Origin of the sequence: Blastococcus sp. TF02-8, from assembly GCF_003319175.1 — a bacterium.
Taxonomy (GTDB): domain Bacteria; phylum Actinomycetota; class Actinomycetes; order Mycobacteriales; family Geodermatophilaceae; genus Blastococcus.
On record NZ_QOHK01000001.1, the window covers coordinates 224,402 to 251,332 of the forward strand.

The window sequence follows — 26,931 nt, forward strand, 5'->3', positions numbered from 1 at the left end:
AGAGTGCGATGCTGGCATCGGTAAGGGGCGCCTTCCTGACACCCACGCCCTGTCCAACCGTGGATCCAGATATCGGCGTGCGCCCTGGACTGCACCTTCTTCACCAGCTAGCAGTTCGCATCTTCCCGCCGGAATAGCGAGAAAGCCGCACGGCCGACGCCGCAGTAACGCCAGTCGTGCGGCGGTGCGGGCCGGCACGTCTCCTCCTTGTCGGATGCGGGCGGCGGGCCCTCATGAGGCACGGTCGAGGCGCTGCCGGCGGGCGCGGTTGATGGTCTCCGCGGTGCTCATGGGGAGGTCCATCTCGTCCTCACCGTCGTGGATGGCCACGATGCGTGCGACGTACGTCTCGGCTTCGGCGCGGTTGCCCTGGTGGAAGGCCACCCACATCGCATCCAGCAGCACTTGCTCGTCGTCCGACGCAACGAGAAGGGCGGCGGCCGAGGCGGTCGCGGCGGCGGCCAGGTCGCCGTCGGCGAGGGTGGCCGTGACGACCTGGTGGGCGACGTCGCAGACGGCCGCGGTAAGCGTGAGGTCGAGACCGTCCAGCCACTCGTAGCCGGCCGGACGCTGCGCGAACGGCGGCCCGGACACCAGCTGAAGGGCGGCCAGCAGGTCGGGGAGGCCGGCGTTCCCGGGGACAGCGGCGCGGGCGCGCAGTTGGCGGAAGAGGTCGGCGTCCACGAGCACGCCGGTCAGCGTGTAGCGGCCGCGGTGGCCGGAGCTGAGGTGCTTCTGGCCAGTGGCGGGGTCGGTGCCCAACCAGGCGCGGGCGCCGGCGGTGACCCGGTGCACGTAGGCGCGGGCGCTGACCGGGTCGGCCCTGCCGCCGCGGGCAGGCTGCAGCGCGGTGGCGGCCTCGTCGGCAGTGGCGCCGTGCGGGCGGGTGACGAGATAGGCGACCGTCTCCTCGTAGCGGCGCCGCAGCCCGGACCTGGCGACGGCCGCCTCATCACCGTGCGCGCGCAGGGTGACCGGTCCGAGCAGCGTCAGCCGGGGCCGGGCGCAGTCTGGCGACCACCAGTCGGCGAGATCGCGGTCGAGTTGGGCGAGGTCGTCCTCGATCCGGCTGCGCACGTCGGCCGGCGCCGCACGCCCCAGCGCCTCGGCGGCATCGCTCGCCGACGACGTCGTTCGGGCGGGAATGTCAGTCGGCGAGCGCGGCGTCGCATCGCCTGCTGCGGCAGTGGTGGACCGGCGTCCGGCCGTCTGCGGGGCAGGCAGTTGGACCGGTGGCTCGGTGGTACCCGAATCGGATGCGTCGTTGCGGAGGGCGCCGGCGGCGTCGGTGTGCACCTGCCAGGGGCGGTCGCCGGCGGCGACGGGGATCGGGTCGTCATCGGAGTCACGTTCGAAGGCCAGCAGCGTGGCGATGTCGCGAGCCTGCTCGGCGGTCAGCTGTGGAGCCGGTAGCCGCAGCCCCAGTGCCGGAACGAGCAGCGACCCGTCGTCTGTCAGCGTCAGCAGCCATTCGTCGCTAGCCTCCCCCGGCTCGACGCCGAGCACGAGTGCGACCGCGGCGCGTCGCGCGCGGGCGAGCAGAGCAGCGGCGACTTCGGCCAGCGCGCCGCCCTGATCCGGCGAGCGTGGGTTGAGGACGACCTGCGGCATCCAGCCGTCCCCCGCTCCGGCCCGCAACCGCCCGTCCAGCACGTCGTCGGTGTCGCGCTCGGCCGCTTCCCGCAGCGCGGCGTGCAGAGCGGGGTCGTTGGCGGTGTCGGTCGGGTGGACCCGGTGCGGTGCCAGGTCGAGCAGTTCCTCGCCGAAACCGACGGTGGTGACGGTGAGGTGGTCCGACCAGCTGTTGATGGCCAGCTCGGCGGCCAGGTGCCGGGCGAAGTCCGTGCGACGGTCGGCCGGTCCGGTCACGTACACGGCGCCGAGGCGTTCCAGGTCGAGCAGCCAACGGTCGCCGCCGTCGGTGCCGATGGTGACCAGGGTCGGATATGGCGCCAGGCGAGCCCGGGCCACTTCGGTGGCCACGCCGGCGTCCCGGTCCAGCCGCACGAACCACCACAGGCCGGTGTCGTCCGCGGTCCACGGTTCCGGCGGCGGACGGTCGGCCGGGGCGTGCAGCCGCAGCTCGAGCCGGCCGCCGTGCAGTCGGGCGGCGTGGACGTCGGGCAGCGTCCCGTCGGGGTGCTCGGAGATCCGGACGGCGAGTCCGCGCAGCGCCAGGTCGAGCGCAGCGTAGTCGGCCCTACCCGCGTCGGCCGCCGAGGTGACGACCGTCTGGGTGGCCGAAAGCCCCTTCGAGAGGGGGATCAGCCGTCGGCCAGGGCGGCGGCGGCGCAGCCGCTGGCGGCGGTGCGCCAGCCACGCCGCGCCCACACCTGCGGCGAGCAGTGCCCCGCTGCCGGCGAGAACGGCTGCCAGTTCCGCCGGGAACTGGTCCCCGTCGGCGTCGAGGGCATCAGCGTCGGCTGCCGACTGCACCGGTTCCTCGGGTGCACCCTGCGATGTCGGTGAGGCGGCGGGGCTCGATGTGGGCTCCGCCGGCACGGCTGGCCCGTCCTCATGCGGCGGGCGTGGCGGCGGCGCCTCCTCCGTCGGTGGTTCGGGGGTGGCCGGCGGATGAGAGCCAGGCGCTGCTGGATTTACGGGTGGGAGGTCGAGGACCTGCCCGGGAAGGATCAGGTCGGGATCGGTGAATCGGCCGCCGCCGGGAAGCGGTTCGCCGGCATTGAGGGCGTAGATCGGCTGCCAGCCGTCCAGGCCGTGTTCCTCGGCGATGTCGGTGAGGGTGTCGCCGGGCCGCACGGTCACCTCCCCGGCGGTCCTGTCGACCACGGGGAGGCTGGCGTCGGGGGGAAGGGCCAATACCCAGCCGGGACGGATCAGCCCCGGGTCGGTGAGAATCGCGCCGTCGGGCTGGGGCCGGCCGCGGTTGAGATCGAGGATTTCCTCGAACCGGGTCCAGTCGCCCAGGTAACGGGCGGCGATGCGGCCGAGGGTGTCGCGTGGCTGCACCGTGTACGTCGGACCGGCCGCTGAGGGGGCGGTGGGCGGAGTGTCCGCCGGCGAGGCGGGTGCGGGCGGGGGCTCCTCGTGGCCCACCGGCTGTTCGGCGACGACGGGCGGGCCGGCCGCGGCCGGAGCCGCCAACAGCGGTGCGCTGGCGACACCTAGGACGGCGGCCACCAGCAGGCCGGCGAGCTGCTGTGGGACCGCGAGGCCGGGCAGCCGCAGAGGTGGCAGGCCACGCAACTGACTGACGAGCTCGACGGCCACCGACAGGGCGAAGCACGCCCAGGCACTCCAGCCGATCACCACGAGCAGTCCGAGAAAGACGGCGCCGGTGTCCGGTCCGCTCAGCGCAGTGGTCACCTCCACCCAGGAGGGCAGCTCGTCGGGCAGGTAAGCGTCCCCGAGCTGCGATAGCGCAATCGGGACGCCGACGACGGCGGCCGCCAACACCAGAAGAGCGAGCAGCCGGCGCAGCAGGTTGAGTGCCCGCGGTGGCGTGGTCATGGGCCCGCTCCCCCGTTCTGGCCGGTGCCTGTAATCAGGTCGGCGGTGCCCGAGCCCTCCACCGTGAGGGTGGAGATGCCGATCAGGCCCAGGAAGGTCGTGGACTGGGTGATCGTGGTGGTCACGTACAGGGTGTCGCCGTCGACGACCGTCACCGCGCCCTGCACGTCGTTGCGGTCGAGGTAGTCCTGCGCAGCGGCGACCGCGGCGGTCGGGTCGACCTGCACCTGTCCGGCGAGGGCCGCGGAGATGTCGAGGGCCTGTCCGCCCGCGCGGGCGGCCTCGTCGGCTATGGCGTTGGCGCGCTGAGTGGCGGCCACCTTGGCGCCGCCGTCGACGGCCAGCCCGATGATGAGCAGCAGCCCTGGAACGAGAACGGCGAGGAAGACGCTGATGGCGCCGCGGTCTCCGTCCGGCCGTCGGCGGCGTTGGTAGCCGGTCATCGTTCGCGGTAGGCGTCGATGGGGCTGATGAACAAGGCCTCGACGGTGACGGATCCGGGCAGGCCCGGGGCCAGCAAATCGGCCATGCCGACCACGCAGGTGATCGACACCGAGACGTCGCCGGGCTGGCCGAGCGGGGCCTGGAAGCCGGCGGTGTCGACGTCGACCGTGGTGTCCTCGCAGCGCAGATCCTGAGCGGTCAGCGTGCGCTCCGCCTGGGCGCCGGCCAATGTCGCGGCGGTGGCAGCGTCGCGGGCCAGCGAGGCCTCCCGGGCGGCGGCCCGTGCGGCCTCTTGGACGGCACCCTCGGCGATCTGAGTGCGTCCGGCGACGACGGCGAAGGCCAGCAACAGGAGAAGCGCCGGGGCCAGCAGCGCCAGCTCGACCGACACCGACCCTCGCTCCGTGGCCTGGGCCTTCATGGTGTGGGCCGTTCCACTGGACCGATGGCGGTCTGGGTGACCGACCAGCCAGACAGCCCCGGAAAGAGGCTGAGGGAGGTGCCGGTGACGGTGACCTCGATGCTGCTCGGTGAGCCGGCCACGGTCACGTGCCGGCCGGTGAGCAGGTCCTGCGCGGTCTGGTCGAGGAAGCCCTCGGCGGCCGACTGGGCGCGCGCAGTCGAGGCGGGCTGCACGCGGCCCTCGCGAGCGCCCTCCTGGGCGGCGCCCAACGCGATGGAGCGGGCGTAGAACCACAAGGCCGCCTGGATCAGCGTCATCACCAGCAGCAGCACCACGGGGAAGGCGACCGCCAGTTCCACCGACGCCGCACCGCGCTCGCCCGACATCCGTCGGCGCACCATGCCGCCGGCCCGGCTGCCCTCGGCAGGGCATCGGGGGGACAGGGCCGCAGGGCCCTTCGGGCTGGCGGGGTGAGCCATGGGGCCGGGCTACTGGATCTGGGCCGACCGAGAGGTGACGGCGTTGGCGATCACGGCCACCAGGGCGACGGCGATGCCGATCAGCGCCACGGTGATGATCACCTGCTCGACCGACAGCGAGCCGCGCTCCGGCTCGTCGCGGAGGTCGCGCAGCCGGTCACGCAGCTGCGCGCCGACGACGGTCAGGTGAGTGAGCAGCGAGGTCATCGGGGTTCCTCTCGGGTCGGGGTCACCGGGTCAGGTGGCCATCAGGCGGGCCAGTGCGGGATAGAGGAAGAGCAGCAGAAAGGCGATCGACAGCAGGGCGACGGGAGCGGTGAGCTTCTCGCTGGCGGTGTTGGCCGCCGCCTCCTCCTCGGCCAGCAACTGGACCCGCAGCGACTGCGCGCGGGCCCGCAGCGTCGGCGCGATCGACGCGCCCTCCGAGGCGGCGACCTCGGCGATGTCAGCCACGTCGGCCAGCTCGCCAACACCGGTGTCGGCGGCCATCCGGCGCAGGCCGTCCCACGGCGGATCGCCGGCCAGCCGTGCGGCGACCAGGGCGTCGGTGATCCGCCGGAACACCCAGCCCTCCCCCACGCCGGCGGCCCGCTCCAAGGCGATGGTGGGGCCTTCGCTGGCGTCGCGGCGCAGGCTGACCAGATCCAGATAGGACGCCAGCGCCCGCCGCATCTGACCGCGGGCCTCGGCGGCCTGGTCGCGTACGACCAGGTCGACGACGAGGAACAACACGCCAGCCAGCGCCAGCGACCCGGCCACCGGCACCGCCACCGGCAGCCGGACGCCGGTCACGCCGAGCACGGCGGTCACCAGTGGAACGAACACCGCGCCGAAGGCGGCCAGACCGACCTTGCGGGCGGCGTAACCCTCCGGCGTCCAGCCGATCAACGCCAGCGCCTGCGACGGCGCACTCCTCCCGGCGGCGGGCAGCCGGGCGGCGGCCCAGGCACCGGCGCGGCCGGTGGCCCGTGCCCACCGGTCGCCTCCCTCCGGCATCGGCCCGACCGGGACCGGAGCCGCGCTCCCGTCGAGGCGGGCCAGCGCGTCGGCCAACCGCGGCTGCTCGACCACGAGAACGGCCCGCAGCAGCAGGAACGCTCCGAGACCGACGAGCGCGCCGGAGCCGATCAGCAGCGCCTGGGTGCCGCTCATGGGACCGCCAGCTCGTTCGGCTCGAGACCGGGAACCCGCAGGCTGCGGTCGGGATCGACCAGGAAGCGTGGGGACGGCGCAGGGGCGGTGAGCCGGCGCATCCACAGCAGGCAGGCGACGATCAGCCCGGCGATAGCGGCCAGCACCAGTTGCCCGACTCCCGTGCCGTAGGGAGCCAGGTAGTCGCCGTTGAGCGCGGCCAGCCCGGAAGCGGCGACGGTGATCAGCAGCAGCCACCGGGCGTTCGCGCGGGGCTTGGCGCGGTCGGCCTCGACCTTGCGCCGCATGGTTACGTCCTCGGTAAGGCTTCCCGCCAGCTCGGTCAGCACCCGCGCCAGCCCCGGCCCGCGCAGCTCCGCACCCAGCAACAGGGCGGCGACGACCAGGTCCCCGGCGGCGTCGTCGAGCTCGTCGGCGAAGGCCAGCAGCGCCCGGGACGTCGGCCAGCGCGCCTGAAGCCGCGCGGCCAGTGCCGCCACCTCCGCCGCGATCGGCTCGGGGGCGGTGCGGGCCGAACGAATCAGCGTCTGCTCCAGCCCGCCGCCCGCAGCCAGTACGTCGGAGGTGCGGCGCACCCACTCCTGCAGCGCCTCCAGCCGCTCCACCGTGGCGTTACCGCCGGAGAACTGCGCCAGCAGCCACGGCACACCGATCACCGCCAACCCGGTCAGCACGCCAGCGACCGGCCAGCCCGAGGCCAGCCACACCACCGCCGCCGCGGCGGCGGCGGCCACCCACAGCGCCCGCTGCCGCCGCACCGCCGGGCGGTCCGCCCGCGCCGTCGGACGCGGCTGGCGGCGCCGCGGCCGAGCCGGCGGTTCGGGGGCGGTGAGGGCGTGGGCGGCCAGCAGCAGGCCGCCCACGAGCAGCGCCCCGCAGACGCCGGCAAGCAACCCCGTGCCGCTCATCGTCGTCCCCCGACGGCGCCGGCCCAGCGACCGTGGCCTGGCCGGAGCCAGTCGGGATCGAAGCCCACCCGGACGTAGTCGGCCAGGTCCACCGGATCGTGCTCGGGTACTGCCCGTCCGTCGGGCCCCGGGGCGAAGACGTCGGTGACGGCCGGGCGCCCGCCCTCCCCGATGCCGTTGCACTCGAGGACCTGGCTGACGAACCGGTGCCGCTCGCCCCCGACCCACCGTTCGTCCACCGTGGTGATGTGCACGATCAGGTCGATCGCCGACGCACAGGACCGGTAGGCATGCTCCGGGGTGACCGCGGCGCGGCCCCGCATGCACAGGTTGGCCAGCCGCTCGAGGGCGTGGTGGGCTGAGCGGGCGTGCAGGGTGCAGGCCGAGCCGCCCTCCCCCGCCTCCATCACCTCGATCAGCGGCCACGCCTCCTCGCCGCGCACCTCGCCGAGCCACACGCGACTGACGTTCATGACCAGCGCCTGCTCGACCAGCTCGGTCAGCGTCACCTCGCCGAGGCGGCGGCCGTCGGGGCCGCGCTCGCCGGTGCCCTCCCGGGCCTCGAACGGCACCACCCTCGGATGCCGGTCGGGCAGCTCGTGCAGCAGCAGCTCGAAATGCTTCTCGATCGTGGCCAGGTGCTCCTCGACCGGCAGCTCGTTGGCCAGCGCCCGCAGCATCAGCGTCTTGCCAGCAGCCTGGGCACCGGTGACGACGATGTTCTTGCGCGCCCGCACCGCCGCCCGCAGGAACTCGGCCAGCGGCCGGTCGATCGCCCGCAGACCCACCATGTCGTCGAGGTCGACGTTGCGGATCCGGTGTCGGCGGATCACCAGCTGCGGCCGCGGAACCGTCTCGATGACTGCGGCCAACCGGGACCCGTCGGGCAGGCGCATGGTGAGCAGCGGGCTGGCCGTGGTCAGCGTCCGCTCCGCGCGACCCAGCCGAGCGGCGATGTGCTGCAGCTGCCGCACCAGCTCTTCGTCGGAGTCGGCGATCGGGTCGACGCGCACGTCCCGGCCGTCGGCGTAGCCGATCCACACGTTGTCGTGCCCGTGTGCCTCGATGTTCTCCACCTGCGGGTCGTCCACGTAGGGCTGCAGCCGGCCGAGCCCGAACTGGGCGGCGAACACCGCCTCGGCGATCACCCTCTCCTCGGCCGGCGTGGGAACCACCTGCCCGCCGCGCATCCGCTGTCGGACCAACTCGTCGACGCCGTCCTGGACGAGCGTGCGGGCCAGCTCCTGTTGCGCCACCGTGCTGAGCGTCGGGCGGCGCTTGAGCTCCTCGGCCAGTGCCGTCGCGGTCGCCTCGTGCAGCCGACGCACCAGCGTCCAGTCCACCCCCACCGGTGATGCGTCCGCTCGTCGAGGCACGGTGCCAGCGCTGAGCAGGTCGGTGGTGTGGTCAGCGGGCATGGCTGCCCCCGAACATGGTTGCGGGCGCAGGCACGGGCGCGAACGGTGGTGTCAACCTGGATTCGTGCGCCGCGGCCAACTCGACCAACCGGGTCGCGACCGTCCGGGCGGCTCGTAGCAGCGGCGACTGGGCGAACAGCCGGCCCGCCGGCGCGCCGTCGCTGAGCACTGCCGCCGCCTTCAGATCCCGCGGCAGCGAACCGACCGATGGAACGCCGAGTGCCTCACTGATCTCTCGCTCGCCGTACGGCTCCCCCGGCCCGATCACCAGGGTGACCAGCATGCCCGGGCACGCTGCCGGCTCTCGCAGTTCGGCGATCGCCTGCGTCGCCGCACGCACGGCGCGAAGCGTGGAGCCGGCGGCCACCACGACGACGGCAGCCCGCTGGACCACGGCGGCCGGGAAGTGCTGAGCGCGCAGCCGCCCGCAGTCCGCTACCACGTCCACGGCGCCGTCCTCCACCGCCGCCAGCACGGCGGCCAGGCGGTTCCAGTCCACGTGTCGGGCGCCGGCGGGGTCGGCCAGGCCGGGTAGGAGCCGCGCACGCCCCTCGGAGTCGAGCCGCAACATCTGACTGTCCAGGTGCCGGGCCAGCCCGCCCCGCCGCGCCGCGAGCTCCAAGTCTGCGAGCCCGCCCGCGAACGGCTCACCTCGGCCGTATCCCGCCAGCACGTCCCCGCCGGCCGGATCCAGCTCGGCCAGGACCACCGGACGAGGCCAGGACAACGCCAGCGCCAGGCCGCTGGTGGTCACCCCGGGTGCACCCTTGGCCGAGCACAGCGCGATCAACACGGCGGCCGCCTACTCGCCGGCCACCACGACGATGGCGATGAGGCCGGCAGCGGCGCGGGCGGCGACGTCCGGCCCGTCGGCTGCGTCGACCAGCACGTCGACAACCCGCAGCCCGTCGGTTCCCGGAGGGCCAGCCTTGACCACGGTCGCTTGCACCACGCTGGGGGCTCCTTCGGTCGGGGCTGGAGCGCTGCCCGCGGCCACGGGCACCAGGAGGACGTCGTCGCCCGGCCGCAGCGGGGTCGTCGGTAGTTGCACGAGAGACACACCGACCCCGATCAGCTGCTGTCCGGGAGCCGGGAGGCGCTCATCGGTCAGGGCGTCGCGCGTGAGCAACGAACCCGGCTTCAGGGTGGTCGTCGCGACCAGGCCGATCACTTCGTGACGGTCGACGTACGGAATGGGCTCCAACGCCGGATCGGCCGAGATCCTCGCTTCTACGAGGTCGGCAGCGGTGAGGGCCTGCCCCCAGGGCACCTCGCGTGCGATCGCGATCACGGCGGTCGTCTGGCCCAGCGAGGTCGCCAGATAGGTCGCCCCAAGGGCACCGAGCACCACCATGCTCATGGCCAATGCGAGGAGGGCGGGACGGCGCCGGCGACGAGGTGGCGGCAGCACCGGCGCGCGAGGCAGGCCATGCACCTCCGCCGGAGAGGGCGCTGCGCCGGTCGTCGCCGGCTGGGTCCGGGTCATCGGCTTCCGTCCTGATTGAGGACGTGCAGCTCACCGACGAACAACTCCGCCGAAGAGGACAACTCCAGCGTCTCGGTGCCCGACAGCCCACCACCGGACCAGGTGATCGTCCACGTGCTCGTCGCGGTGATGGGCCACGGGCCACCGCCCGGTACGTGTCGGCTCGACGCCTGCGCATACACATGGCCGCAGTCCGGAGACGCGCCTTCGGTGCCCTGCACGTACGGCGTCCCGAGGCCGCAGGTGACGATGTGCCCGTCGCCCATGTTCCAGAGGACCTGGCTGACCCGAGCCTCGGCGGTCACCGTCACGCCTCCAGCGGAGGCAGAGGCCTGGACAGGGCCAGTCGTCTCTGTTGTGCGTCCGACCCACATCCACACGGGTAGCCCCACCAGTCCGCTGCGGGACGCCGGCGGTGGTGCCATCCCGATGTCCGGCGCTTTCAGGGCCATGGATGCGATCGCCTGCTGAGCGAGGAGGCGAGGGTCCACCGTCGGTGCGCCGGGTGCTCCGGCACCATTCGACAGAAAGATCAGGCCGGTCCACAGGCCGGATCCCAAACCCGCCGGGTCCGGACATGTGAAGACCCAGATCATCCCGTCTTCCGGACGATGTCCGGCCCATACCGGGTGCCCGATCGAAGGCTGAGGATCGGCAACGGCTCTCGTGCAAGTGGGCGGAGGCGGGGACGCCTCTCCGACTGCCGGCTGCTCCACGCCGGCGTTGACGTCGTTGTCCCCACCCGCGCCTTGTCCGGGGGCAGTTACCTGGACCAGACAGATACCGGTCTGTGCGTCCCTCTGCGCGCACTCCACGGGTGGAGCTGCGATTGCAGTGTCCAGCCCGCCGCAGACGGTGAAGATCGCGACCGCGAGCAGGACCACGCGGCGCGACGTCAGCATGGTCGATCCGTGTGCGGATTCAACTCGTTGACCAGCCAAGGGGCTCCCGGTTCCGCCTCGTAGCGCGTGACGGTGATGTCCCACGCGTACCGCGGCGGAGTTCCGGGCGGCACGACCTCCCCGGTCTCGACCCTCACCACGCGCGTGCTCTCGCTGTCGTAGCAGCCGGTGATCCTGACGGTGGGCCCCTCGGGAGCCGTCAGGTCGACGTCGGTGACCTCCAGGTCGACCGCGGTGTCGCCTTCCTGACGGAGTCCGAGGGCTGCGTAGTCCCGTACCGCCGTGACGGCGAGCAGCGCGGCGGGGTCACCCGAGAACTGCCGGATCTCCGGCTCCCAGTCCCTGGCGCCTGGGTCCTTCTTGGCCGCGTCCGTGACGCGCAGCATCTCGTTGACGACCACGGTGGCAGCTGTTGCCGCCTCGTCTTCGGGCGTCGGTGCGTTGCTCGTGGCAGGAGCGGTCGTCGAATTGCGCGCAGAAGAGGACGACGTCGCGCTCGGCGTCGAGCCCTCGGAACCGGCCTCGCCCGCCGTGCAACCGACGAGGGGCAGCAGCGCAAGGAGAGCCCCAGCCGCCCATCGCCGCCTGGTCATCGCGACTGTCCTCGCAGAATCGGCAGATCACGCTTCGGCACGAGGATGATTGCCAGCGGTCGGGGGACGCGGCTCCGGAGCACGCCGTCCAGAGCCGCGCTCGACTTCGTCGTGCGGGCCATGGGCACCTCCCCCGGGCAATGTGCGCGGGAAATTACCACCGGGATCGTCCGTGGAGGCAGCCTCTTTCTCCAGTAATTCTCCAGTTCAGCCCTGGAAAGTCGCCGTGGCCGCGTGGTCTCTGCGAGAGCGGCGGACGGCCGCCTCCAGACGCGGGATATCCACCCCCAGAACCTGGCTGATGGCGGCGACCACTTTGGTCGAGGGATCCGCCCCGGGGCGGCCGTCCTCCAGACGTACATATGTCATGACCGACAACCCGGGGCCAGTCACCTCGTTCGTGGCGAGTCCGGCCGCCAAGCGCAGAGCCGCCAACGGCGGGTCGTCGCGGTCGACGTCGAGGAGATACAAGGGGTCGACGCCCAGCGCGGCCGCCAGCCGCGGTACGAAGCGGGGTCGCGGACGCTCGAGTCCCGTCTCCCAGACCCGGATGCGCACCGGACTGGAGAGCTCCAGTTTCGTGGCCAGTTCTTCTCTGGTGAGGCCGACGGCCTCACGGGCAGCCTGCAGGCGGTCGCCTCGAAGCAGCGGCCGCGCCACGGCAGCTCCCCATCACCCGATCGGTGGACACCCGCCCCGTGGCGCCGAACCCTAATGCCCGGTGCTCGCCTCGATGCGACAAGCGCCTCGTCACCGGCGCGGCGCGGCCGTGCGTCGCTGTGCGACCCAGACCCGGAGCGGGATGTGCAGCAGCCGCGGTCGGAGACCCGGCGTCGGATCCTCCCGTTGTCCAACGCGGCTCTCGTCCAACTGGAGGACTTCTGCAGAGATTCCGAAAGACTGCGCAGTTGCCTCCGAAACGGACTAGTGGCCGAAGGGCGGACCGATCCGGCGAAACAACTTCGCCTCGCCAGTCTGGGCACCTGCACGGAGGCCGCCGGCCCCCCGGTTGGCTCTCGCCTGCATGACCTGCGCGGCTGAGGGGCCACCATGGCGGCCCGGCATGGAGCCACGACCGAGGAGCTGATGCACCGGCTCGGACACGCCTTCCCGGCCGCGGCCCTGCGCTGCCCGCGCCGAACAGGAACGTGATGCCGCCCTTGCCGCCGCCATGAGCGCAGCGCTGGTGGGGTCGAAAGGCACGACCTCGCCCGACGGATCTTCTGTCGTTGCCCGAGGCACATGACGCCATCGTCGTTCTCGGCCGAGGCGCAACCAGGTCAGACCGATCCGGACGTCACACCCATCCACACCCCCGCCCACGCGCCCAGTACGAGCGATGCAACCGCAGCGGCGTGGAGGACCACGGCTGGCACGCGGCGGACCTCCTGCGCCGTACCGGCCGCGGTGCGGGGACCAGTCCCGACGGGGCCCTCCGCGGACGCCGGCGCAGCAGGAACGCCAACGAACGCCGGGGCGATCCAGCGTAGGTAGTAGAAGAGGCTGGCGACTGTGTTCACCGCGGCCACGACGACCAGCCACACCATGGCGCCGTCCCAGGTCGCGGCGAAGACGGCGAGCTTGCCGACGAAGACCGCCGTCGGCGGCGTCCCGACCAGACCGAGCAGGCAGACCACGAGGCTGACCACCAGCCACTTGTGCCGCGCTGCGGCCGTGGCCCAGTCGGTGATCGTGCGAGCAGCCGGTGCGGCGACGACGGCGGCGAAGGCCCCGATGTTGGTCACCGCGTAGCCGGCCAGGTAGATGGTGAGGGCAGGGACGGCGAGATCGGTGCGGGCCGCGACGGCGACGACCATGAACAGGTAGCCCACCTGGCTCACGGTCGAGTAGGCCAGCAGGCGCAGCACGTCGGTCTGGGCGAACGCGGCCAGGTTGCCCAGGGTCATGCTGGCCGCGGCGACGACGGCGACGAGCAGCGGGACGTCGACGGGCAGCGCCGCGAACGGTTCGGCGAGCAGGCGGAACGCGGCAGCGACGGCGCCGATCTTGGGGATCGTGGTGAGGTATGCGGCCACCGGCGGCGTCGTCCCGGCCGTCACGTCGGGAACCCAGAAGTGCACGGGAACGGAACCGGCCTTGAAGGCGACACCGGCCAGCACGCCCACGGCCCCGACGGCCAGCAGCGCCGGTGACGACCCGGGGAGCAGCGCGGCGAGCTCGGAGTAGCCGGTCGTGCCCGAGGCGAGCACCAGGGCGGCGACCCCCACCAGCAGCAGGACGCCGACGAAGGCGCCCATGAGGTAATACTTCATCGTCGCCTCGGTGCCGGTGGATTCCTTAGCGAAGCCGGCCAGGGCGTAGAGCGGGACGCTGGCCAGCAGGTACGCCGCGACGAGGAGCAACAGATCGCCACTGGCCGCCAGCGCGACCGCGCCGAGGCCGCCGAGCAGCATGAGGACGTAGGCCTCGGTCTCCCGGGGGTGGCCGGCCAGCGACGGCGCGGCCAGCCAGAGAAGGACGGCGACGCCGAGGGCCACAACGATCCGCACCACCCCGGTGGCGGTGTCGACGACCCACGTGCCCTCGAAGATCCGCTGCGCCGGATCCGGCAGTGCCACCGCGGCCGCGCCCGCGCTGCCCAGACAGGCCACGGTGGCGAGGAGCCGGACGCGCCACTGCCGGTGCTGCGGGCTCCACAGGCCGAGCAGCAGCCCGCCGACGGCGCCGAGCAGCAGCAGTGCCTCCGGGAGGAGCGCCGGCCACGCCTCCCCACCGCCGGACATGCCGGTCACCGGCCGACCAGCTCCACCACGGCCGCGGCAGCGGGTTCGATGACCTCGAGCAGGACGCCGGGCAAGATGCCGAGGAGCAGCGCCAGGACGAGCAACGGCACGATCGACGCCGTCTCGTGCCCCCGGAGATCCCGGACCCCGGTCATCGGCTCCGCGCGGACGGCGGTGACCGTCCCCCCGGCCGGGGCCACCGGCTCGCCACCGTCGGCCGGCCCGTGGGACGGGACGGTCGTGTCTCCGGTCAGCAACCGTTGCAGGGCGAGCAGGAACAGCCCGGCGGTCACCAGGATCCCGACCACGGCGATCAGGGTGGCGACCGGCGTGGCCTGCAGGGCGCCGGTGAAGACCTGGAACTCGGCGACGAACCCGGAGAAGCCGGGCAGCCCCAGGGAGCCGAACGCGGCGACGGCGAGGCAGGCGGCGAAGACCGGCGCGGGCCGGGCGAGGCCGCCCCAGCGGTCGAAGGCGTAGGTGTGCCCGCGCGACCACAGCCAGCCGCTGAGCAGGAACAGCGCGCCGGTGAGCAGGCCGTGGCTGACCATCTGGTACATCGCCCCGACTGTGGCCACGGTGCGGGCGCCCTCGTCGGCGGAGGCCACCAGGCCTGCCGCGCCCAGGCCGAGGAGCACGTAGCCCATGTGGTTGACCGAGGTGTAGGCGATCATCCGCTTGACGTCGGTCTGCGCCAACGCGACGAACGCGCCCCAGAGCACGCTGATCACGCCGACGACGACGGCGACCATCGCCCAGCGCTGCCACGCCTCCGGAAGGATCGGCATCGCGATCCGCACGAACCCGTAGGTGCCCAGCTTCAGCAGGATCCCGGCGAGGACGGCGGACCCGGCGGCCGGGGCGTCGGTGTGCGCGTCGGGCAGCCAGGTGTGGAAAGGGAACAGCGGGGTCTTGACCGCCAAGCCGAGGCCGATCGCGAGCAGCACCAGACCGCGGGCGACCGGCGAGTCCGCGAGCGGTGGGTTCGCGGCCAGCGCCACCATGTCGAAGGTTCGCTCGTCGCTGCCGAGGAACAGACCGATGAATCCCACCAGCAGGGCCAGCGACCCGATGAACGTGTAGAGGAAGAACTTCAGCGCGCTGGCGCGGGCGTTGCCGTGCCCCCACCCGGAGATGACGAAGTACATCCCGACGATGGTCAGGTCGAAGAAGACGAAGAACAGGATCAGGTCCAGCGAGGCGAACGTGCCCAGGCACGCCGTCTGGAGGAAGAGGAACAGGGCCGCGTAGGTCCGCGGCCGGTCCGGCTCGCGCAGCGAGTAGATCGCGCAGGCCAGGAAGAGGACGCCGGTCAGCGCCAGCAGCGGCAGCGACAGCCCGTCCACGCCGACGTGGTAGCCGGCGTCAACCGTGGGGATCCACTGCAGGTCGACCTCGTAGGCCAGGCCGTCGACGACTCCGGAGGCGCCCTCGCCGGGGTCGAACCGCCACCACATCCAGCCGATCAGCGCCAGGTCCGCGGCCGAGGCGGCGACCCAGACCCCGATCGCCGCGCGCCCACCCAGCCGGGGGGCGGCCAGCAGCACGGCGGCCGCCAGGAGCGGCAGGAAGATCACGACGGTCAGCACCGGTCACCTCACCAGGAGCAGGAGGACGAGCAGGACCCCGAGGCCGGCGACGGCCTGGGCGTAGTACTGGTGCAGCAGCCCGGTCTGCGGCCGCCGGGCGGCCGAACCGGCGCGGCGGACGGCCCCGGCCAGGCCACGAACGGCGCCGTCGACCAGGCTGTCGTCGGTCCGGGCCGCGCCCGCCGCGGTCCGGCGGGTGCCGGTGGCCACGGCGGTGATCGCGCGGTCGATGGCGCCGTCGTCGGCCCGGGCGGCCAGCCCGGCGACCCGGGGTCCGGCTCGGCCGACGCTCCGGACGGCCCGGTCGATCCCGCGGTCGTCGACGGCGGCCAGCACGCGGGCCACCGCCAGCGCCGGGCGGGGCGAGAGCAGGTGGCCCAGCCCCGCCCAGGACGCCAGCGGACTCCGCTCGAGCGCAGCGGCGAGCTCCGGCCGGGCCCGGCTCCCGGCGACGGTCAGCGCCAGTGCGACCAGGGCCAGCGCACCGGAGAGCAGCAGATCGCCGAGCCCCGGGGACGGCTCGCCCTCCGCGCCCAGCACCGACTTCAGCGCCTCGGCCACCGCGGGCAGGGCGAGGATCCCCAGCCCCGCGGCGAACGCCGCGAGGCTCCCGGCCACCGCCAGGGACGGCAGCGGGACGCGGCGCGTGCCCGGCTCCTCGACGTCGAACGACTCCTCGCCCGTGGGTCGGGCCAGGACGACGGCGAGGATGCGCCCGGCGTAGACGGCGCTGACGACCGCGGCGGCCAGCCCCACGACGGTCAGCGCAGTCCCCTCGACCCCGGCCAGGACCTCGTCCTTGGTCGCCCACAGCGACAGCGGTGGCACGCCGGCCAGGGCCAGCGCCGCCACGGTGGCCGCCGCTCCGACCCCCGGATACCGCCGGGCGGCGCCGCGGAGCCCGGCCAGCTGCTTGGTGCCCAGCGCGGTCAGCCAGGCGCCCGCGGCAACGAACAGCCCGGCCTTCACCGCGGCGTGGGCCACCAGCTGGGCGGTGCCGCCGGCGGTCGCACCCACCCCGGCAGCGAGCACCACGAAACCGATCTGCGCGGCGGTGCTGGCGGCCAGCAGCTGCTTGAGGTCGGACTGCGCGACGGCGACCGCCCCGAGGACCAGCGCGGTCAGCGCCCCGACCCACGCCGCCGCCGTCGCCGCCCAGCCGGTTGCCGCCAGCAGCGGCTGCATGCGGATCAGCAGGTAACCGCCGGCCGCGACCATGGTCGCCGAGTGCAGCAGGGCGCTCACCGGACTCGGGCCCTGCATGGCCGCCGACAGCCAGGCCGAGAAGGGCAGCTGCGCCGACTTGCCCAGCGCGGCGATCAGCACCCCGGCCGCGGCGAGGTCCGCCCAGCCCCCCTCGGCGGCGTCCAGGTCGGCGAGCACCAGGCTGCCGGTCGCCGCCAAGGCGGCGCCGGCCGCCACGTACAGCCCGAGGTCGCCGGCCCGGGTGGTGACGAATGCCCGCGTCCCGGCGGCGAGCTTGCCCGGTTCCTCCCAGCGGAAGCCGATCAGCGCGTAAGAGGTCGCCCCCATCACCTCCCACGCCAGCAGCAGCGCCGGCAGGGTCGCGGCCGTGACGGTGGCCAGCATGGCCGCGACGAACAGCAGCACGAACCCGAAGAAACGGGCCCGGGCGGCGTCAGCGCGCAGGTCCGCCACGGCGAACACCGTCACCAGCAGCGCAATCCCGGCGACGAGGACCACGAGGACGGCGGACAACCCGTCGACGGCCAGCCGCAGGTCGCCGCCGTCGACGATGCCGAGGAAGGGTAGGGACAGTCGCGGTCGGCCGGCGGCCACGACCGCGGCGAGCACCAGCGCCGCCGCAGTGAGCCCGAGAGCGAGCGACCCTGCGACGCGGTCGGCCCGCCGTCCGGTGACCAGCAGGCCCGCCCCGCCGGCGGCGGGCAGCGCGACCAGGGCGGCCAGGGCGGTGCTCATCCGCGCAGGTCCGCGGCCATGTCCACCATGTCCACCTGGCGGGCACGGTAGATGGCGACGGTGACGGCGAAGCCCATCGCCATCTCCACCGCCATGACGACCAGGGCGACGACGACCAGCACCTGGGCGTCGGGCAGTTCCGGGGCGAGGAAGAACCAGGCCGCTCCGCCGGCCAGCAGCACGCCGTTGAGCACGAGCTCCAGGCCCATCATCACCATGACGATCGACTGCTGGGACAGCGCGCCGAACAGCCCGACGCCGACCAGCCCGGCGGCCACGGTCAGCAGGATCTGGAGCACGAGTTCGGCGGTCACCGGGGCAGCCCCCCGGGCACCGGGTCGTCGGGCCTCCGGGCGGTCAGGTCGGCACCGAACCGGTCGTAGCGCCCGCGGGCGGTCGCCAGCACCGTGCCGGCCAGGATCGTGGCGAACAGCGCGATGCCGATGGTCAGCATGACCAGCATGTGGCTGCCCATGATCGCCTCGCCGAGCTGCCGAGTGCTGTCCGGGGGCTGCTCGCCGGAGCGGGTGGGCCAGTCGATCGTCCAGATGCCGACGGCCAGGACGGCGAACGCGCCGGCGCCGACGACGGCCGAACCCTTGGCGTTGTGCACCATGGTCATCGGCATGAGCCCGGCCGGGTTCATCATGAACATGATCATGAAGACGGCCATGATCGCCATCTCGATCGTCATCATCAGCGCCGTCACCACGGCCAGGTAGACCAGGTCGAGGGCGAGCAGGATCCCCGCGACGGCCAGGAACGAGCCGAGCAGCGCGAACGTCGCCCGGGCCATCGAGTCCACGACGAACACCGCGATCCCCGACGCCACCGACAGCACGCCCAGCACCGCGACCGCGGCGATGGCCCAGCCGGATAGGTCGCTCAGCACCGGGCCCCCCTCACGCGTGTCCTCCTCATGCGTAGAACCCGGTCAGCACGAGCACCGCGACGACCAGCGCCTGCAGCAGGGTCAGCGGCACCAGCACCATCCAGCCGATCTCGACGGTCCGGTCGGGGCGCAGCACCGGCAGCCGCCGGCCGATCCACACGAGAGCCGCGACGACGGCGAGGGTCTTGAGCAGGTGCCACACCGGCCCGGGGAGCCACGGGCCGGAGTCGCCGCCGAGGAACAGGGCGGCGGCCATGGCGGCGGTGGCCCCCAGGAAGATCGCCCGGCCGGCCTCGACCAGCAGCCGGTCCACGCCCGAGAGCTCGGCGGTCACCCCGCCGGCGATGTCGGCCGCGGTGGGCGCGGCGAACGGACCCCAGAAGGCGAAGGCGGCGGCACTGGCCACGAAGACGACGAACGCCACCGGCATGGTCACGGCGAACCACAGGCCCTCCTGGGCGGCCAGGACATCCGTCGTCCGCAGCGATCCGGCACCCACACCAACCGTGACCAGCGCGAACATCAACGGCAGCTCGTAGGCCAGCCCCTGAGCGAGGAACCGGTAGCCGCCGGTCAGCGCGTGGAACGAGTTGGGACCCCACCCGACCAGCCACAGCGCCGCCCACAGCAGTGCCTCCATCGCGTTGAACCACACCAGGTCCGCGCTGGTCAACAACAGGGTGCGCCCGTCCACCGGGACGACGGCCAGCGACAGCAGGGCCAGCGTCGGCAGTGCCACGCATCCCAGCCGCCACAGCAGGCGGTCCGGCGCCAAGGTGGTGCGCCGCTGCTCCAGCAGGAGGCGGGCGCTCGCCCGCAGCGGCTCGACCGCCGCCCCGGCCGCCCGGCCGGTAAGCACGGCACGGTCGGTGGCGGCCACCACCAGCCCCAGGGCGACGCCGATCAGGGCGACGGCCAGGGCGGCCGGCACCACCCCCCACATCTCCGGCAGCGTGTCGGCGTCAGGCACGGGCGGACTCCGTCGAACGCTGCGCGGGAACTGGCTCGAGGCCAAGAGCCGATACGATCAGCCTCGCGGTGCCGATCTCGGCGCCGTCGACCATGTCGGCGACGTCCTCCAGCGCCGGCACCTGCAGGTCGTCGCCGGTCACGACCCCCGCGACGTCGCACCAGTACCGAAGCCGGTCGACGACCGGCGTTCCGGCGACTGCCCACGCCAGCGCCCGGGAGCGGCCGACCCTCCTGGTCACCCGCTCGGCGAGCTCCTCGGAGGCCTTTCGATCAGCACGGTTCTCCGACCGGAGCCCGTCTCGGGCGCGCCGGGCGTCGCGGGCGGCCGTGGACCAGCCGGCCACGACCAGCACCCGGGCCAGGTGATCCAGCGCGACCTGCCGTTGGTCGAGATCGGGCCGGCACGCCGGCAGGGACTCGGCATCCAGCCATGACAGCGCCGGCCTGCTGAGCACATCCCCTTGCAGCTCGGCCCGGAGCACGAGGCCGGTCGGCCAGCCCGGCAGCACAGGGCCCAGCGACACCTTCAGGACGTCGAGTTCGAGCCCGTCCCGGTCCGGCCCGGTCGACGCCATGGGAAGGCCGGAGACCTCCCCACCGTGGTGCATGTGGTGGCCCTCGGAGCCACCGCCGTGGTCCATGCCCTCGTGACCACCCCCGTGGTCCATGCCCTCGTGACCACCCCCGTGGTCCATGCCCTCGTGACCACTCCCGTGGTCCATGCCCTCGTGCGACTGCTCGTCCTCCTTGCCGAGCAGCGAGCTCGGGTCCGGGCGGTCATCGGCGGCCCCGGGGCGGGTGCGCTCCCGCAGTGCGGTGCGCCCGTCGTCGAGTGCTGCCGCGACGTCGTCGGCGCACAGGCCGACGCGCCCTCGCGGTGCGGGGATCTGGCTCCAGATCACGTCGACCGCGGCAGCCAGCTCGGGCCCCGGCGCGCCCAGGACGAGGAGCAGGTCGGTGTCGGCAGGACCCACGGCGAGAGGCCAGCCGCGACGGTCCAGCTCTGCCTCCACTCGCCACCGGAGTCCGTCGCTCCCCGGGGCGTCCGCCACGAGGACGCGCGGCCGAGCCAGGGCCCACGCGCCGAGCCGGGAGATCAGGTCCATCGCAGGGCACCTTCACGCCAGACGTACGTCACCCCGACGAGCAGGACCGTCAGGAAGCCGAACATCTCGAGAACGGCCGTGGCGCCCATGTCCGCGACGACGACCGCCCACGGGTACATGAAGATCATTTCCATGTCGAAGGCCAGGAAGAGGACCGTGATCGCGTACCAGCGCGCGTGGTAGCGGGAGACCGCGTGCTGCTGTGGGAGTAACCCCGACTCGTACGGCAGGACGGATGCGGCCCCGCGGGTGCTGCGGACCACGGACGACAGGGCGTAGAGCCCGATGACGCCCGCCGCCACGAGGGCCAGCAGCGACAACACGGCAACCATGTCGCCCCTCCTCGACTGCGAGGTCTGGATTGGAACGGCCGAGGCTGGGCCGGGCGGATCCGTCACATCCGGACGATCGTGCGGATGTTGCCGACTGTAAGGGCGAACGGGAGGGCTCGCAGAACGAGCTGACGATCGACCGCTCACGAGCCCCGCAGCGTCACCCGTCCTCCGGACCTGGCGCTTCGGAGAGCACCACGAGCTGGCGGAGGCAGTGCTCCCGCAGCGGCTCGGGGAAGCCGTCGGCCAGGCGGTAGTAGACCACCCGCCCCTGCTTGCGATTGACGACCAGGCCGGCCGTCCGCAGCAACCGCAGGGCATATCCGACGGCGTCCTCGTTGCTCTCCAGCGCCAGGGCGAGATCGCCGACGCAGAGCTCCTCGACCAGGTCGAGTGCGAAGAGCACGCGGGCACGGGTGGGGTCGGCCATGAGGCTCAGCACGCTGGTCAGCTGAGCGGCCTCGTCGCGGCTCGGCAGCCGGGCGCGAGCACGAGCGACGCGGTCGGGATCGACCGGGTGCAAGTGGTTGGCGTCGAGCATCCGGAAAGCACCTCCGCATCCCTAATACCCGTACGGATCCGCGGGTAAGCGGGGTCCGTCGGCGACAGTCCCGGACGGCATCCGAGCCTCCGGCGCCGGGAACCCGAGGAGGTAGTCATGACGGTGGCAGCCCAGATGCTCGACACCTATCCCGAGGACCTGGGCGGGGTGGATAAGGAGAAACTCCGCGCCTGCATCGAGGCCTGCGTCGAGTGCGCACAGGCATGCACCGCCTGCGCCGATGCCTGCCTCAGCGAGGACATGGTTGCGGAGCTGACCAAGTGCATCCGCACCAACCTCGACTGCGCCGACATGTGCGACACCACCGGACGGGTGCTGTCCCGACACTGGCTACGACGCCAACCTCACCCGCGCGATGCTCGAGGCCTGCGCCGCCGCCTGCAAAGCCTGCGGCGACGAGTGTGCGCAGCACGCGGAGATGCACGAGCACTGCCGGATCTGCGCCGACGCCTGCCGACGCTGCGAGCAGGCCTGCCGCGACCTCATCACCTCGCTGGGCTGACCGAGGCCGGTCCCGGCAGGCCGACCGTCCGGGCGCCCACGAGCCAGAGGCCACGTGGGCGCCCGCACGGCGCGGTCTCGCGGTCCCTGCCCGCTCCGGCACAGCGACCGCAGGTACAGCGCCCGAGCATGCAGTCTCGCCCCGCCGCCGATAACCGGCCTGCGACCGATGCCCAGGCAGCCTGCCGACAGCGACGGTGCCGACTTCGGACTGCAGCTGCTTCCAGTGCTTGGGCTCAGGATGATGTTGACGCTTCCGGCCCCGTCGTCCCGCTCTCCTCTCTGGAGCGTTGTGCCACGCCGTCGAACCCGCTCGTTGGGAGGGGGCCAGCTTGGGCCGCCATTGACAGCGCAGTGAGCTCTGTACGCGCATGCGGGGCACTGTGACCCTGGACAGTGCGGCAGGATCCTCCGTTTATCCGTACGACTGTCCGGGCATGCGCGCCCTTGCGGGAGGGCTGCCGCGCGGCCGCCGCGCCTCCGACGAAGCGCACCTCGAGACGGGGCGAGACGACGCCCGGCCGAGCGAGTGCTCCCGGCCAAGCAGGTGCCGGATCAGGCATGAGCACGTGTGAGGACCAAAGACTCCCCCGCGATCAGCGAGAAAGGACTCCATCATGGCGATGAAGAAGACGGACGAGTCGACGCATCAGGGTCACGGCGCCGAGCAGTCGCACGAGGCCAAGATGAACCGGGGGATGTACTTGCGCTTCGGCGCCATGATCCTGACGGCGATGGTCGTCATGTACTGGGCCATGTTCGCCGGCACCTGGGAGTGGAGCCATGTCCGCTTCAGTCAGAGCCGGGTGTTCATGGCGCTGACCATGGGCGGGACGATGGGTCTGGTCATGCTCGGCTGGATGCTGAACATGTACAAGAACGTCAAGGCCAACATCGGCATCGTCGTGGCGAGCCTGCTGCTGCTCGGTGTCGGGGTGTTCCTGGACCGCAGCCAGACCACCGTGCAGGACTCCGCCTGGATGAAGGCCATGATCCCGCACCACTCGCTGGCCATCACCCGGTCCGAGCGCGCGGAGATCACCGATGTCCGCGTCTGCGAGCTGGCCCGCTCGATCAGCGAGGCCCAGCGGCGGGAGATCCTCGAGATGGACTGGCTGATCGAGGACATCGAGCAGAACGGCGAGGCGTCGACGCCCGAGGAGGCGGACTCCCGATCCGCGCCCCGGTTCGATGTGTCGGCCGGATTCACCTGTCCGACCGGCTGACGAGCAGCTCGCAGCGGCGGAGGCCCGGCCGCGGCGCGAGCCGCCGGCCGGAGTCAGGCCGCCCATCGGCCAGTCCTGCTCGGCCGTCGCAGGTCACTGTCGCTCCGGGGCGAGGATGGCGCTCACCTTTGCTCCCGCCGCTGCGGCCACGAACGACGGCTTCGTCAGGTGCGGGCGTGATCATGCACCCTTTGTGGGTGAGCGCTCGGTTCTCCCGGTATCGGAGATGCGGCGTGGCTTCAGGAAGTCCGGTAGCCGTGGTCGTCCGAGTAGCGCTGGAGAGTGGTCCCGAGACCCCCGCCCGCTGGCAGAAACTGCTGGGTGAGCAGATACGCGTAATCCTCGACCGCTCCTCTCAGGAGGAGTCCGGACAGCCGGACGTCGTCGCGGCGAGAAGAGTCAGCACGGGCGGCCAGTTCTCGGGCGTACGGGAGCTGCGCGGGCAGGGAGGCGACCTCGTCGGTCTCGCGGAAGTAGTAGGTCTCGGCGTACTGGGTGAGGTCCACCCGGACCTGGACCAGTTCGCCGGCCAGCGTCTCCAGCAGCGTGGCCGCGGCCGCGGAGTCCATCGCAGACAGTGCCTGAGCGGCGTCGGCCTTCCTCAGCAGGGACAGGCGGATCGCCAGCGTCCGGCGGCGGGCCAGCGTGGGATAGATCTGCAGGATCCAGGTCACCGCCGCGGTCACCAGCGAGAAGCCGATGAGGGCCTCCAGCGGCGAGGCCAGTCGCAGCCACGCATAGGTCGGGACGATGTCGCCGTAGCCGAGCGTCGCCACGGTCACCAGGGACAGGTACAGCGAATCGAGGAGGTCGACGCGTTCGGATGGTTGCAGGCCCGAGCCGAAGGAGAAGCCGTCCGACATGTGGGGCCAGTAGATCAAGGTCCACCCGGTGATGATGATGGCGAGCCACGCCAGGATCACGCACAGGACCGCTACGGGACCGACCACGGAGGTCTGCTGCCTGCGGCTCCTGACGACGCGGGAAGCTCGCCAGACCAGTTGGATGACCCGCCGGCTCAATGAGCCTTGCCCACTGGGATGCCAGATGGTGTGGAACATGTCCCGCAGGACGATCAGCACTAGTACTGCGCCCGCGGCCGTCAGAAGCCAGTCCATAAGCATCCTTTCCTGCCTACCGAGGCTCGGACCCGATTGGACCGGCCCACCACGCGCCCGGCCGCCGCCTATGGGCCGGCCGGGTGCCATGGCCGTACGAATCTGCAGATGAGGCCGCCGCCCGCATGGCGGCGCTCCAAGCGGCGCGAGGACCTCCGGTCCGCCTGTGGAAGCACGAAGCACTGCGCTGACAGACCGGCTGACCGGCCGGTCGGCCGACCAGCCTCGACGTCAGCCGGCCTCGGACATGCCCATCATGCCGTTGTCCTCGTGGTCGAGGATGTGGCAGTGGTAGACGGTCCGGCCGCCGAAGTCGTCGAAGGCGACCCGGACGGTGACCTCGCCGCCAGCGGGGATGTTGACGACGTCCTGCCAGCGGACGTCGTCCAGTTGCCGGCCGCCCTCGGCGACGATCTGCATCGGCCACACGTGCAGGTGCATCGGATGGTCCATCGGGGAGGTGTTGGCGATCGTCCACTCCTCCACCGCCCCGAGCGACACCGCCTGGTCGACCCGGTCGGGATCGAACGGGCGGCCGTCGATGGTGAAGGTCATCCCGCCGGGCCCCATCCCACCCCCCAGCCCGCCGCCCATGCCCGTGCCCATGCCGAACGTGAGCCGACGTCGCTCGGTCACCTCGGCGCCGCGCAGGTCACGGGGCTTCCGCAACGGCGGCACGGGCGCCACGGGGGCAGCTTCGTCACCGGTCACCTCGAGGGTGGCCAGCGGGCCGACGTCCCCGGAGACCGAGCCGCCCGATAGCCCGCGTCCTGCGTGAAGCCGCGCTGGACAGCACGGCCGGATTCATGCCCAGCCTGAAGGTGGCCGCCCTGAGCAATGCCAGATCGTGCTGGCGAACAGGCGGGCAGGCGCTGAGGCCCGAGATAGCATCGCGTGGCCACCCGAGCAACAAGTCGGGGCCCACCCCAGGAGGCTCCGTACCAGCGCCCGGAGCCGTGAACGTGGACCCTGACGCCGGCGGTGACCGACGGGTGGCCGGGCGGGATAGTCGGTGACCGGCAGCAACTCGACGTCGCCTGATCTCGGCTACGCGCGATCATCCGCAACCGAGGCTGATCCCGCGCGCCGCGAGCCACGGCACCGGGTTCACCCGGTTCGCGAAGAGACCGCCGGTGTGCGTCTCGAAGTGCAGGTGCGGCCCGGTGGACTGCCCACGGTTGCCGACCTCGGCGATCTGCTCGCCGGCGTTCACGACCTGTCCTGTCGACACGAAGTAGTGGTTGATGTGGCCGTAGACGGTGATGGTGCCGTCGGGGTGCTGCAGGTAGATCGCGTAGCCGAAGCCATTGGCGGTGCCGGCGTGCAGCACCACGCCGCCGTCCGGGGCATAGATCGGCGTGCCGATCGGTGCGGCGATGTCCACGCCGTTGTGCTGGGCGCCGGAGCGGCTGCCGTAGCACGACGTCACCCGCCCCGCCACGAGACCCTCGCCTGTCGTGCGCAGCTGCGGCGAGGGGGTCGCGGCCCCGGCCGTGCTCAGCTGCCGCTCCAGCTCGGCCAAATCGGCGGCGGCGCGATCGTAGGTCTCCCGGGATGCCTGCAGCTGGTTCTGTGCGGCAGCCTCGGCCTCGACGGCGGCCCGGGCAGCCGCCTCCCGGTCGCGAACCGTCAGCCACGCCGCGCGGTCGGCCGCCTCCTGTTCCTCTTCTGCTTCCTCGAGTGCGCCGAGCCGGTCGCCCGCGCCATGGCCTCCTCGGCGGCGGCGAGCTGCTGGTCGATGCGTTCGCCGTCTGTCGTGGCCGTTGAGCTCGTGCCGACTGGCGCAGCCGAGGCGACCGGGGCCGTAACTCCGACAAGCAGCAAGGCCACCGAGCCTGCCAATGTCACAGGGAGGCGAAATCGTCTACGCATCCGGCGGGCAGATACGTGTGCGCAGTGCGGGGTCGCCAACTCGGCGGCTCTCCGTTCTTCCTGAACGCCTACCGGGTTAGCTGACGGGTTCGGGCTGGAAGATGCCCTACCGGGAGCACTCAACTGCGCCCCGGATTCACCCGGTGAATCGGTGGGTCCCCGGTCCGTCCGCAGGTGGACGGCTCAGCGGGCCACCCGGAGACCTCGAGTCGAGGAACTGCAGCCGGGCGGGCCGGAGGGGACGGTAGTACGAAGCTGCATAGTTGTCACGAGCGGGTAACGGATGCCCTCATCGGTTATGCCCTCGGGCCCGCCGCCCCGGCGCAACCGCAGCTGCCGCGGCCTAGTCAGCGCCAGGGAGGACTGGAGGATCGCTGGAGGTTGGCACTCCGCGCTGTGCCCGGAGGTCGGCCGTCGATCGCAGCCAGACTGGAGGAGCCCTGGAGACCTATCCCCCATCGTCGGCGGAGACAGCGTGCCGCGTACTGGCGGGCTCGCCGCTAGACCTCAGGAGTTCGCGTGGATCTCGACGAGCTGCGAATCAGCCGCGCCGCCGTCGTGACGGTCGCCCAGGCCGCCTCAGTCTTTGGTGTCGACGTGCGCACAGTGACCCGCGCCATCGATAACGGCGAGTTGCCGGCCCTCCGTCTCGGTCGACGGGTGTTGATCCCCCGGCTACCCCTGCTGGCTGCCCTGGGTGTCAGGGTCGAAGACACCCTTACCGAAGCTCACGACGCCGGCTCTGACGACCGGTACGACCGGTAGGCGCGCGACTCGCAAAGGGACTGATCGGCCGCGTCCGGCCAGCGTCTGCGGCAAC

28 protein-coding genes and 1 riboswitch are annotated in these 26,931 nt (G+C 72.4%); of the genes, 3 read left to right on the forward strand and 25 right to left on the reverse strand.

Annotated elements, in window-relative coordinates:
* Nucleotides 1–231: 231 nt before the first annotated feature.
* The 22 genes from DQ237_RS01085 to DQ237_RS01195 form a co-directional block, all read right to left on the reverse strand.
* Complete coding sequence (locus DQ237_RS01085) at nucleotides 232–3,471, reverse strand: LysM domain-containing protein (protein WP_113796270.1); 3,240 nt, start codon at nucleotides 3,469–3,471, stop codon at nucleotides 232–234.
* Nucleotides 3,468–3,914, reverse strand: a complete 447-nt coding sequence (locus tag DQ237_RS01090) for a pilus assembly protein TadG-related protein (RefSeq protein ID WP_113796271.1) — start codon at nucleotides 3,912–3,914, stop codon at nucleotides 3,468–3,470. The genes DQ237_RS01085 and DQ237_RS01090 overlap by 4 nt, the downstream gene beginning before the upstream one ends.
* Nucleotides 3,911–4,306, reverse strand: coding sequence for a TadE/TadG family type IV pilus assembly protein (locus tag DQ237_RS01095; protein WP_240619302.1), 396 nt, complete (start codon nucleotides 4,304–4,306; stop codon nucleotides 3,911–3,913). The genes DQ237_RS01090 and DQ237_RS01095 overlap by 4 nt, the downstream gene beginning before the upstream one ends.
* A 26-nt stretch (nucleotides 4,307–4,332) precedes the next feature.
* Entirely contained in the window at nucleotides 4,333–4,704 is a 372-nt protein-coding gene (locus tag DQ237_RS01100) for a TadE family protein (RefSeq protein WP_240619303.1), read from the reverse strand.
* Nucleotides 4,705–4,806: 102 nt separating this feature from the next.
* The gene (locus DQ237_RS01105) at nucleotides 4,807–5,004 is read right to left on the reverse strand and encodes a hypothetical protein (protein WP_113796273.1); all 198 of its coding nucleotides are present in this window, start codon (nucleotides 5,002–5,004) and stop codon (nucleotides 4,807–4,809) included.
* Between the two features lie 30 nt (nucleotides 5,005–5,034).
* Entirely contained in the window at nucleotides 5,035–5,949 is a 915-nt protein-coding gene (locus DQ237_RS01110; protein ID WP_113796274.1) for a type II secretion system F family protein, read from the reverse strand.
* Nucleotides 5,946–6,857, reverse strand: coding sequence for a type II secretion system F family protein (locus DQ237_RS01115; RefSeq protein ID WP_113796275.1), 912 nt, complete (start codon nucleotides 6,855–6,857; stop codon nucleotides 5,946–5,948). Before DQ237_RS01115 ends, DQ237_RS01110 begins: the two co-directional genes overlap by 4 nt.
* The gene (locus DQ237_RS01120; RefSeq protein WP_113796276.1) at nucleotides 6,854–8,275 is read right to left on the reverse strand and encodes a CpaF family protein; all 1,422 of its coding nucleotides are present in this window, start codon (nucleotides 8,273–8,275) and stop codon (nucleotides 6,854–6,856) included. Before DQ237_RS01120 ends, DQ237_RS01115 begins: the two co-directional genes overlap by 4 nt.
* Nucleotides 8,265–9,029 carry a hypothetical protein gene (locus tag DQ237_RS01125; RefSeq protein WP_240619304.1) on the reverse strand — a complete coding sequence of 255 codons (765 nt, stop codon included), beginning with the start codon at nucleotides 9,027–9,029 and terminating at the stop codon, nucleotides 8,265–8,267. The genes DQ237_RS01120 and DQ237_RS01125 overlap by 11 nt, the downstream gene beginning before the upstream one ends.
* Before the next feature lie 48 nt (nucleotides 9,030–9,077).
* Nucleotides 9,078–9,761 carry an SAF domain-containing protein gene (locus DQ237_RS01130; RefSeq protein ID WP_113796278.1) on the reverse strand — a complete coding sequence of 228 codons (684 nt, stop codon included), beginning with the start codon at nucleotides 9,759–9,761 and terminating at the stop codon, nucleotides 9,078–9,080.
* On the reverse strand, nucleotides 9,758–10,072 hold the full coding sequence (locus DQ237_RS20015; RefSeq protein ID WP_240619305.1) for a hypothetical protein: 315 nt from the start codon (nucleotides 10,070–10,072) through the stop codon (nucleotides 9,758–9,760). The genes DQ237_RS01130 and DQ237_RS20015 overlap by 4 nt, the downstream gene beginning before the upstream one ends.
* A gap of 584 nt (nucleotides 10,073–10,656) precedes the next feature.
* Nucleotides 10,657–11,256 carry a hypothetical protein gene (locus DQ237_RS01140; protein ID WP_113796280.1) on the reverse strand — a complete coding sequence of 200 codons (600 nt, stop codon included), beginning with the start codon at nucleotides 11,254–11,256 and terminating at the stop codon, nucleotides 10,657–10,659.
* 207 nt (nucleotides 11,257–11,463) lie between these two features.
* Nucleotides 11,464–11,916 (reverse strand): helix-turn-helix domain-containing protein, encoded by a 453-nt coding sequence (locus DQ237_RS01145; RefSeq protein ID WP_113796281.1) that lies wholly within the window; start codon nucleotides 11,914–11,916, stop codon nucleotides 11,464–11,466.
* Nucleotides 11,917–12,536: 620 nt separating this feature from the next.
* Nucleotides 12,537–14,000, reverse strand: a complete 1,464-nt coding sequence (locus DQ237_RS01155; RefSeq protein WP_113797359.1) for an NADH-quinone oxidoreductase subunit N — start codon at nucleotides 13,998–14,000, stop codon at nucleotides 12,537–12,539.
* Between the two features lie 5 nt (nucleotides 14,001–14,005).
* Nucleotides 14,006–15,589, reverse strand: coding sequence for a NuoM family protein (locus tag DQ237_RS01160; protein ID WP_113796282.1), 1,584 nt, complete (start codon nucleotides 15,587–15,589; stop codon nucleotides 14,006–14,008).
* Between the two features lie 3 nt (nucleotides 15,590–15,592).
* On the reverse strand, nucleotides 15,593–17,530 hold the full coding sequence (locus DQ237_RS01165; protein ID WP_113796283.1) for a proton-conducting transporter membrane subunit: 1,938 nt from the start codon (nucleotides 17,528–17,530) through the stop codon (nucleotides 15,593–15,595).
* Nucleotides 17,527–17,844: an NADH-quinone oxidoreductase subunit K gene (locus DQ237_RS01170; protein WP_113796284.1), complete on the reverse strand. Its 318-nt coding sequence runs from the start codon at nucleotides 17,842–17,844 to the stop codon at nucleotides 17,527–17,529. Before DQ237_RS01170 ends, DQ237_RS01165 begins: the two co-directional genes overlap by 4 nt.
* On the reverse strand, nucleotides 17,841–18,422 hold the full coding sequence (locus DQ237_RS01175) for an NADH-quinone oxidoreductase subunit J (protein ID WP_113796285.1): 582 nt from the start codon (nucleotides 18,420–18,422) through the stop codon (nucleotides 17,841–17,843). Before DQ237_RS01175 ends, DQ237_RS01170 begins: the two co-directional genes overlap by 4 nt.
* 25 nt (nucleotides 18,423–18,447) lie before the next feature.
* A complete protein-coding gene (locus DQ237_RS01180; RefSeq protein ID WP_240619306.1) occupies nucleotides 18,448–19,392 on the reverse strand; it encodes an NADH-quinone oxidoreductase subunit H in 945 nt (314 codons plus the stop codon).
* Nucleotides 19,385–20,500, reverse strand: coding sequence for a hypothetical protein (locus DQ237_RS01185; RefSeq protein WP_113796286.1), 1,116 nt, complete (start codon nucleotides 20,498–20,500; stop codon nucleotides 19,385–19,387). Before DQ237_RS01185 ends, DQ237_RS01180 begins: the two co-directional genes overlap by 8 nt.
* Nucleotides 20,491–20,832, reverse strand: coding sequence for an NADH-quinone oxidoreductase subunit A (locus DQ237_RS01190; protein WP_113796287.1), 342 nt, complete (start codon nucleotides 20,830–20,832; stop codon nucleotides 20,491–20,493). Before DQ237_RS01190 ends, DQ237_RS01185 begins: the two co-directional genes overlap by 10 nt.
* Nucleotides 20,833–20,992: 160 nt before the next feature.
* Entirely contained in the window at nucleotides 20,993–21,373 is a 381-nt protein-coding gene (locus tag DQ237_RS01195; protein ID WP_113796289.1) for a helix-turn-helix transcriptional regulator, read from the reverse strand.
* A gap of 376 nt (nucleotides 21,374–21,749) precedes the next feature.
* Between DQ237_RS01195 and DQ237_RS20020 the strand changes: the two genes are divergently transcribed.
* The gene (locus tag DQ237_RS20020) at nucleotides 21,750–21,896 is read left to right on the forward strand and encodes a four-helix bundle copper-binding protein (protein ID WP_240619307.1); all 147 of its coding nucleotides are present in this window, start codon (nucleotides 21,750–21,752) and stop codon (nucleotides 21,894–21,896) included.
* 616 nt (nucleotides 21,897–22,512) lie between these two features.
* Nucleotides 22,513–23,121 (forward strand): DUF305 domain-containing protein, encoded by a 609-nt coding sequence (locus tag DQ237_RS01205; protein WP_113796291.1) that lies wholly within the window; start codon nucleotides 22,513–22,515, stop codon nucleotides 23,119–23,121.
* A 239-nt stretch (nucleotides 23,122–23,360) separates the two neighbouring features.
* On the opposite strand, the gene DQ237_RS01210 is transcribed toward DQ237_RS01205, so the two are convergent.
* The 3 genes from DQ237_RS01210 to DQ237_RS20025 form a co-directional block, all read right to left on the reverse strand.
* Nucleotides 23,361–24,239: a potassium channel family protein gene (locus DQ237_RS01210; protein WP_113797363.1), complete on the reverse strand. Its 879-nt coding sequence runs from the start codon at nucleotides 24,237–24,239 to the stop codon at nucleotides 23,361–23,363.
* Between the two features lie 231 nt (nucleotides 24,240–24,470).
* Nucleotides 24,471–24,926, reverse strand: coding sequence for a multicopper oxidase domain-containing protein (locus DQ237_RS01215; protein WP_240619308.1), 456 nt, complete (start codon nucleotides 24,924–24,926; stop codon nucleotides 24,471–24,473).
* Between the two features lie 370 nt (nucleotides 24,927–25,296).
* Nucleotides 25,297–25,680 (reverse strand): M23 family metallopeptidase, encoded by a 384-nt coding sequence (locus DQ237_RS20025; RefSeq protein ID WP_240619309.1) that lies wholly within the window; start codon nucleotides 25,678–25,680, stop codon nucleotides 25,297–25,299.
* Nucleotides 25,681–26,162: 482 nt separating this feature from the next.
* Nucleotides 26,163–26,310: riboswitch (cyclic di-AMP (ydaO/yuaA leader) on the reverse strand.
* A 320-nt stretch (nucleotides 26,311–26,630) separates the two neighbouring features.
* Between DQ237_RS20025 and DQ237_RS01225 the strand changes: the two genes are divergently transcribed.
* Nucleotides 26,631–26,876 (forward strand): excisionase family DNA-binding protein, encoded by a 246-nt coding sequence (locus DQ237_RS01225; RefSeq protein WP_113796297.1) that lies wholly within the window; start codon nucleotides 26,631–26,633, stop codon nucleotides 26,874–26,876.
* The last annotated feature ends 55 nt before the right edge of the window (nucleotides 26,877–26,931 follow it).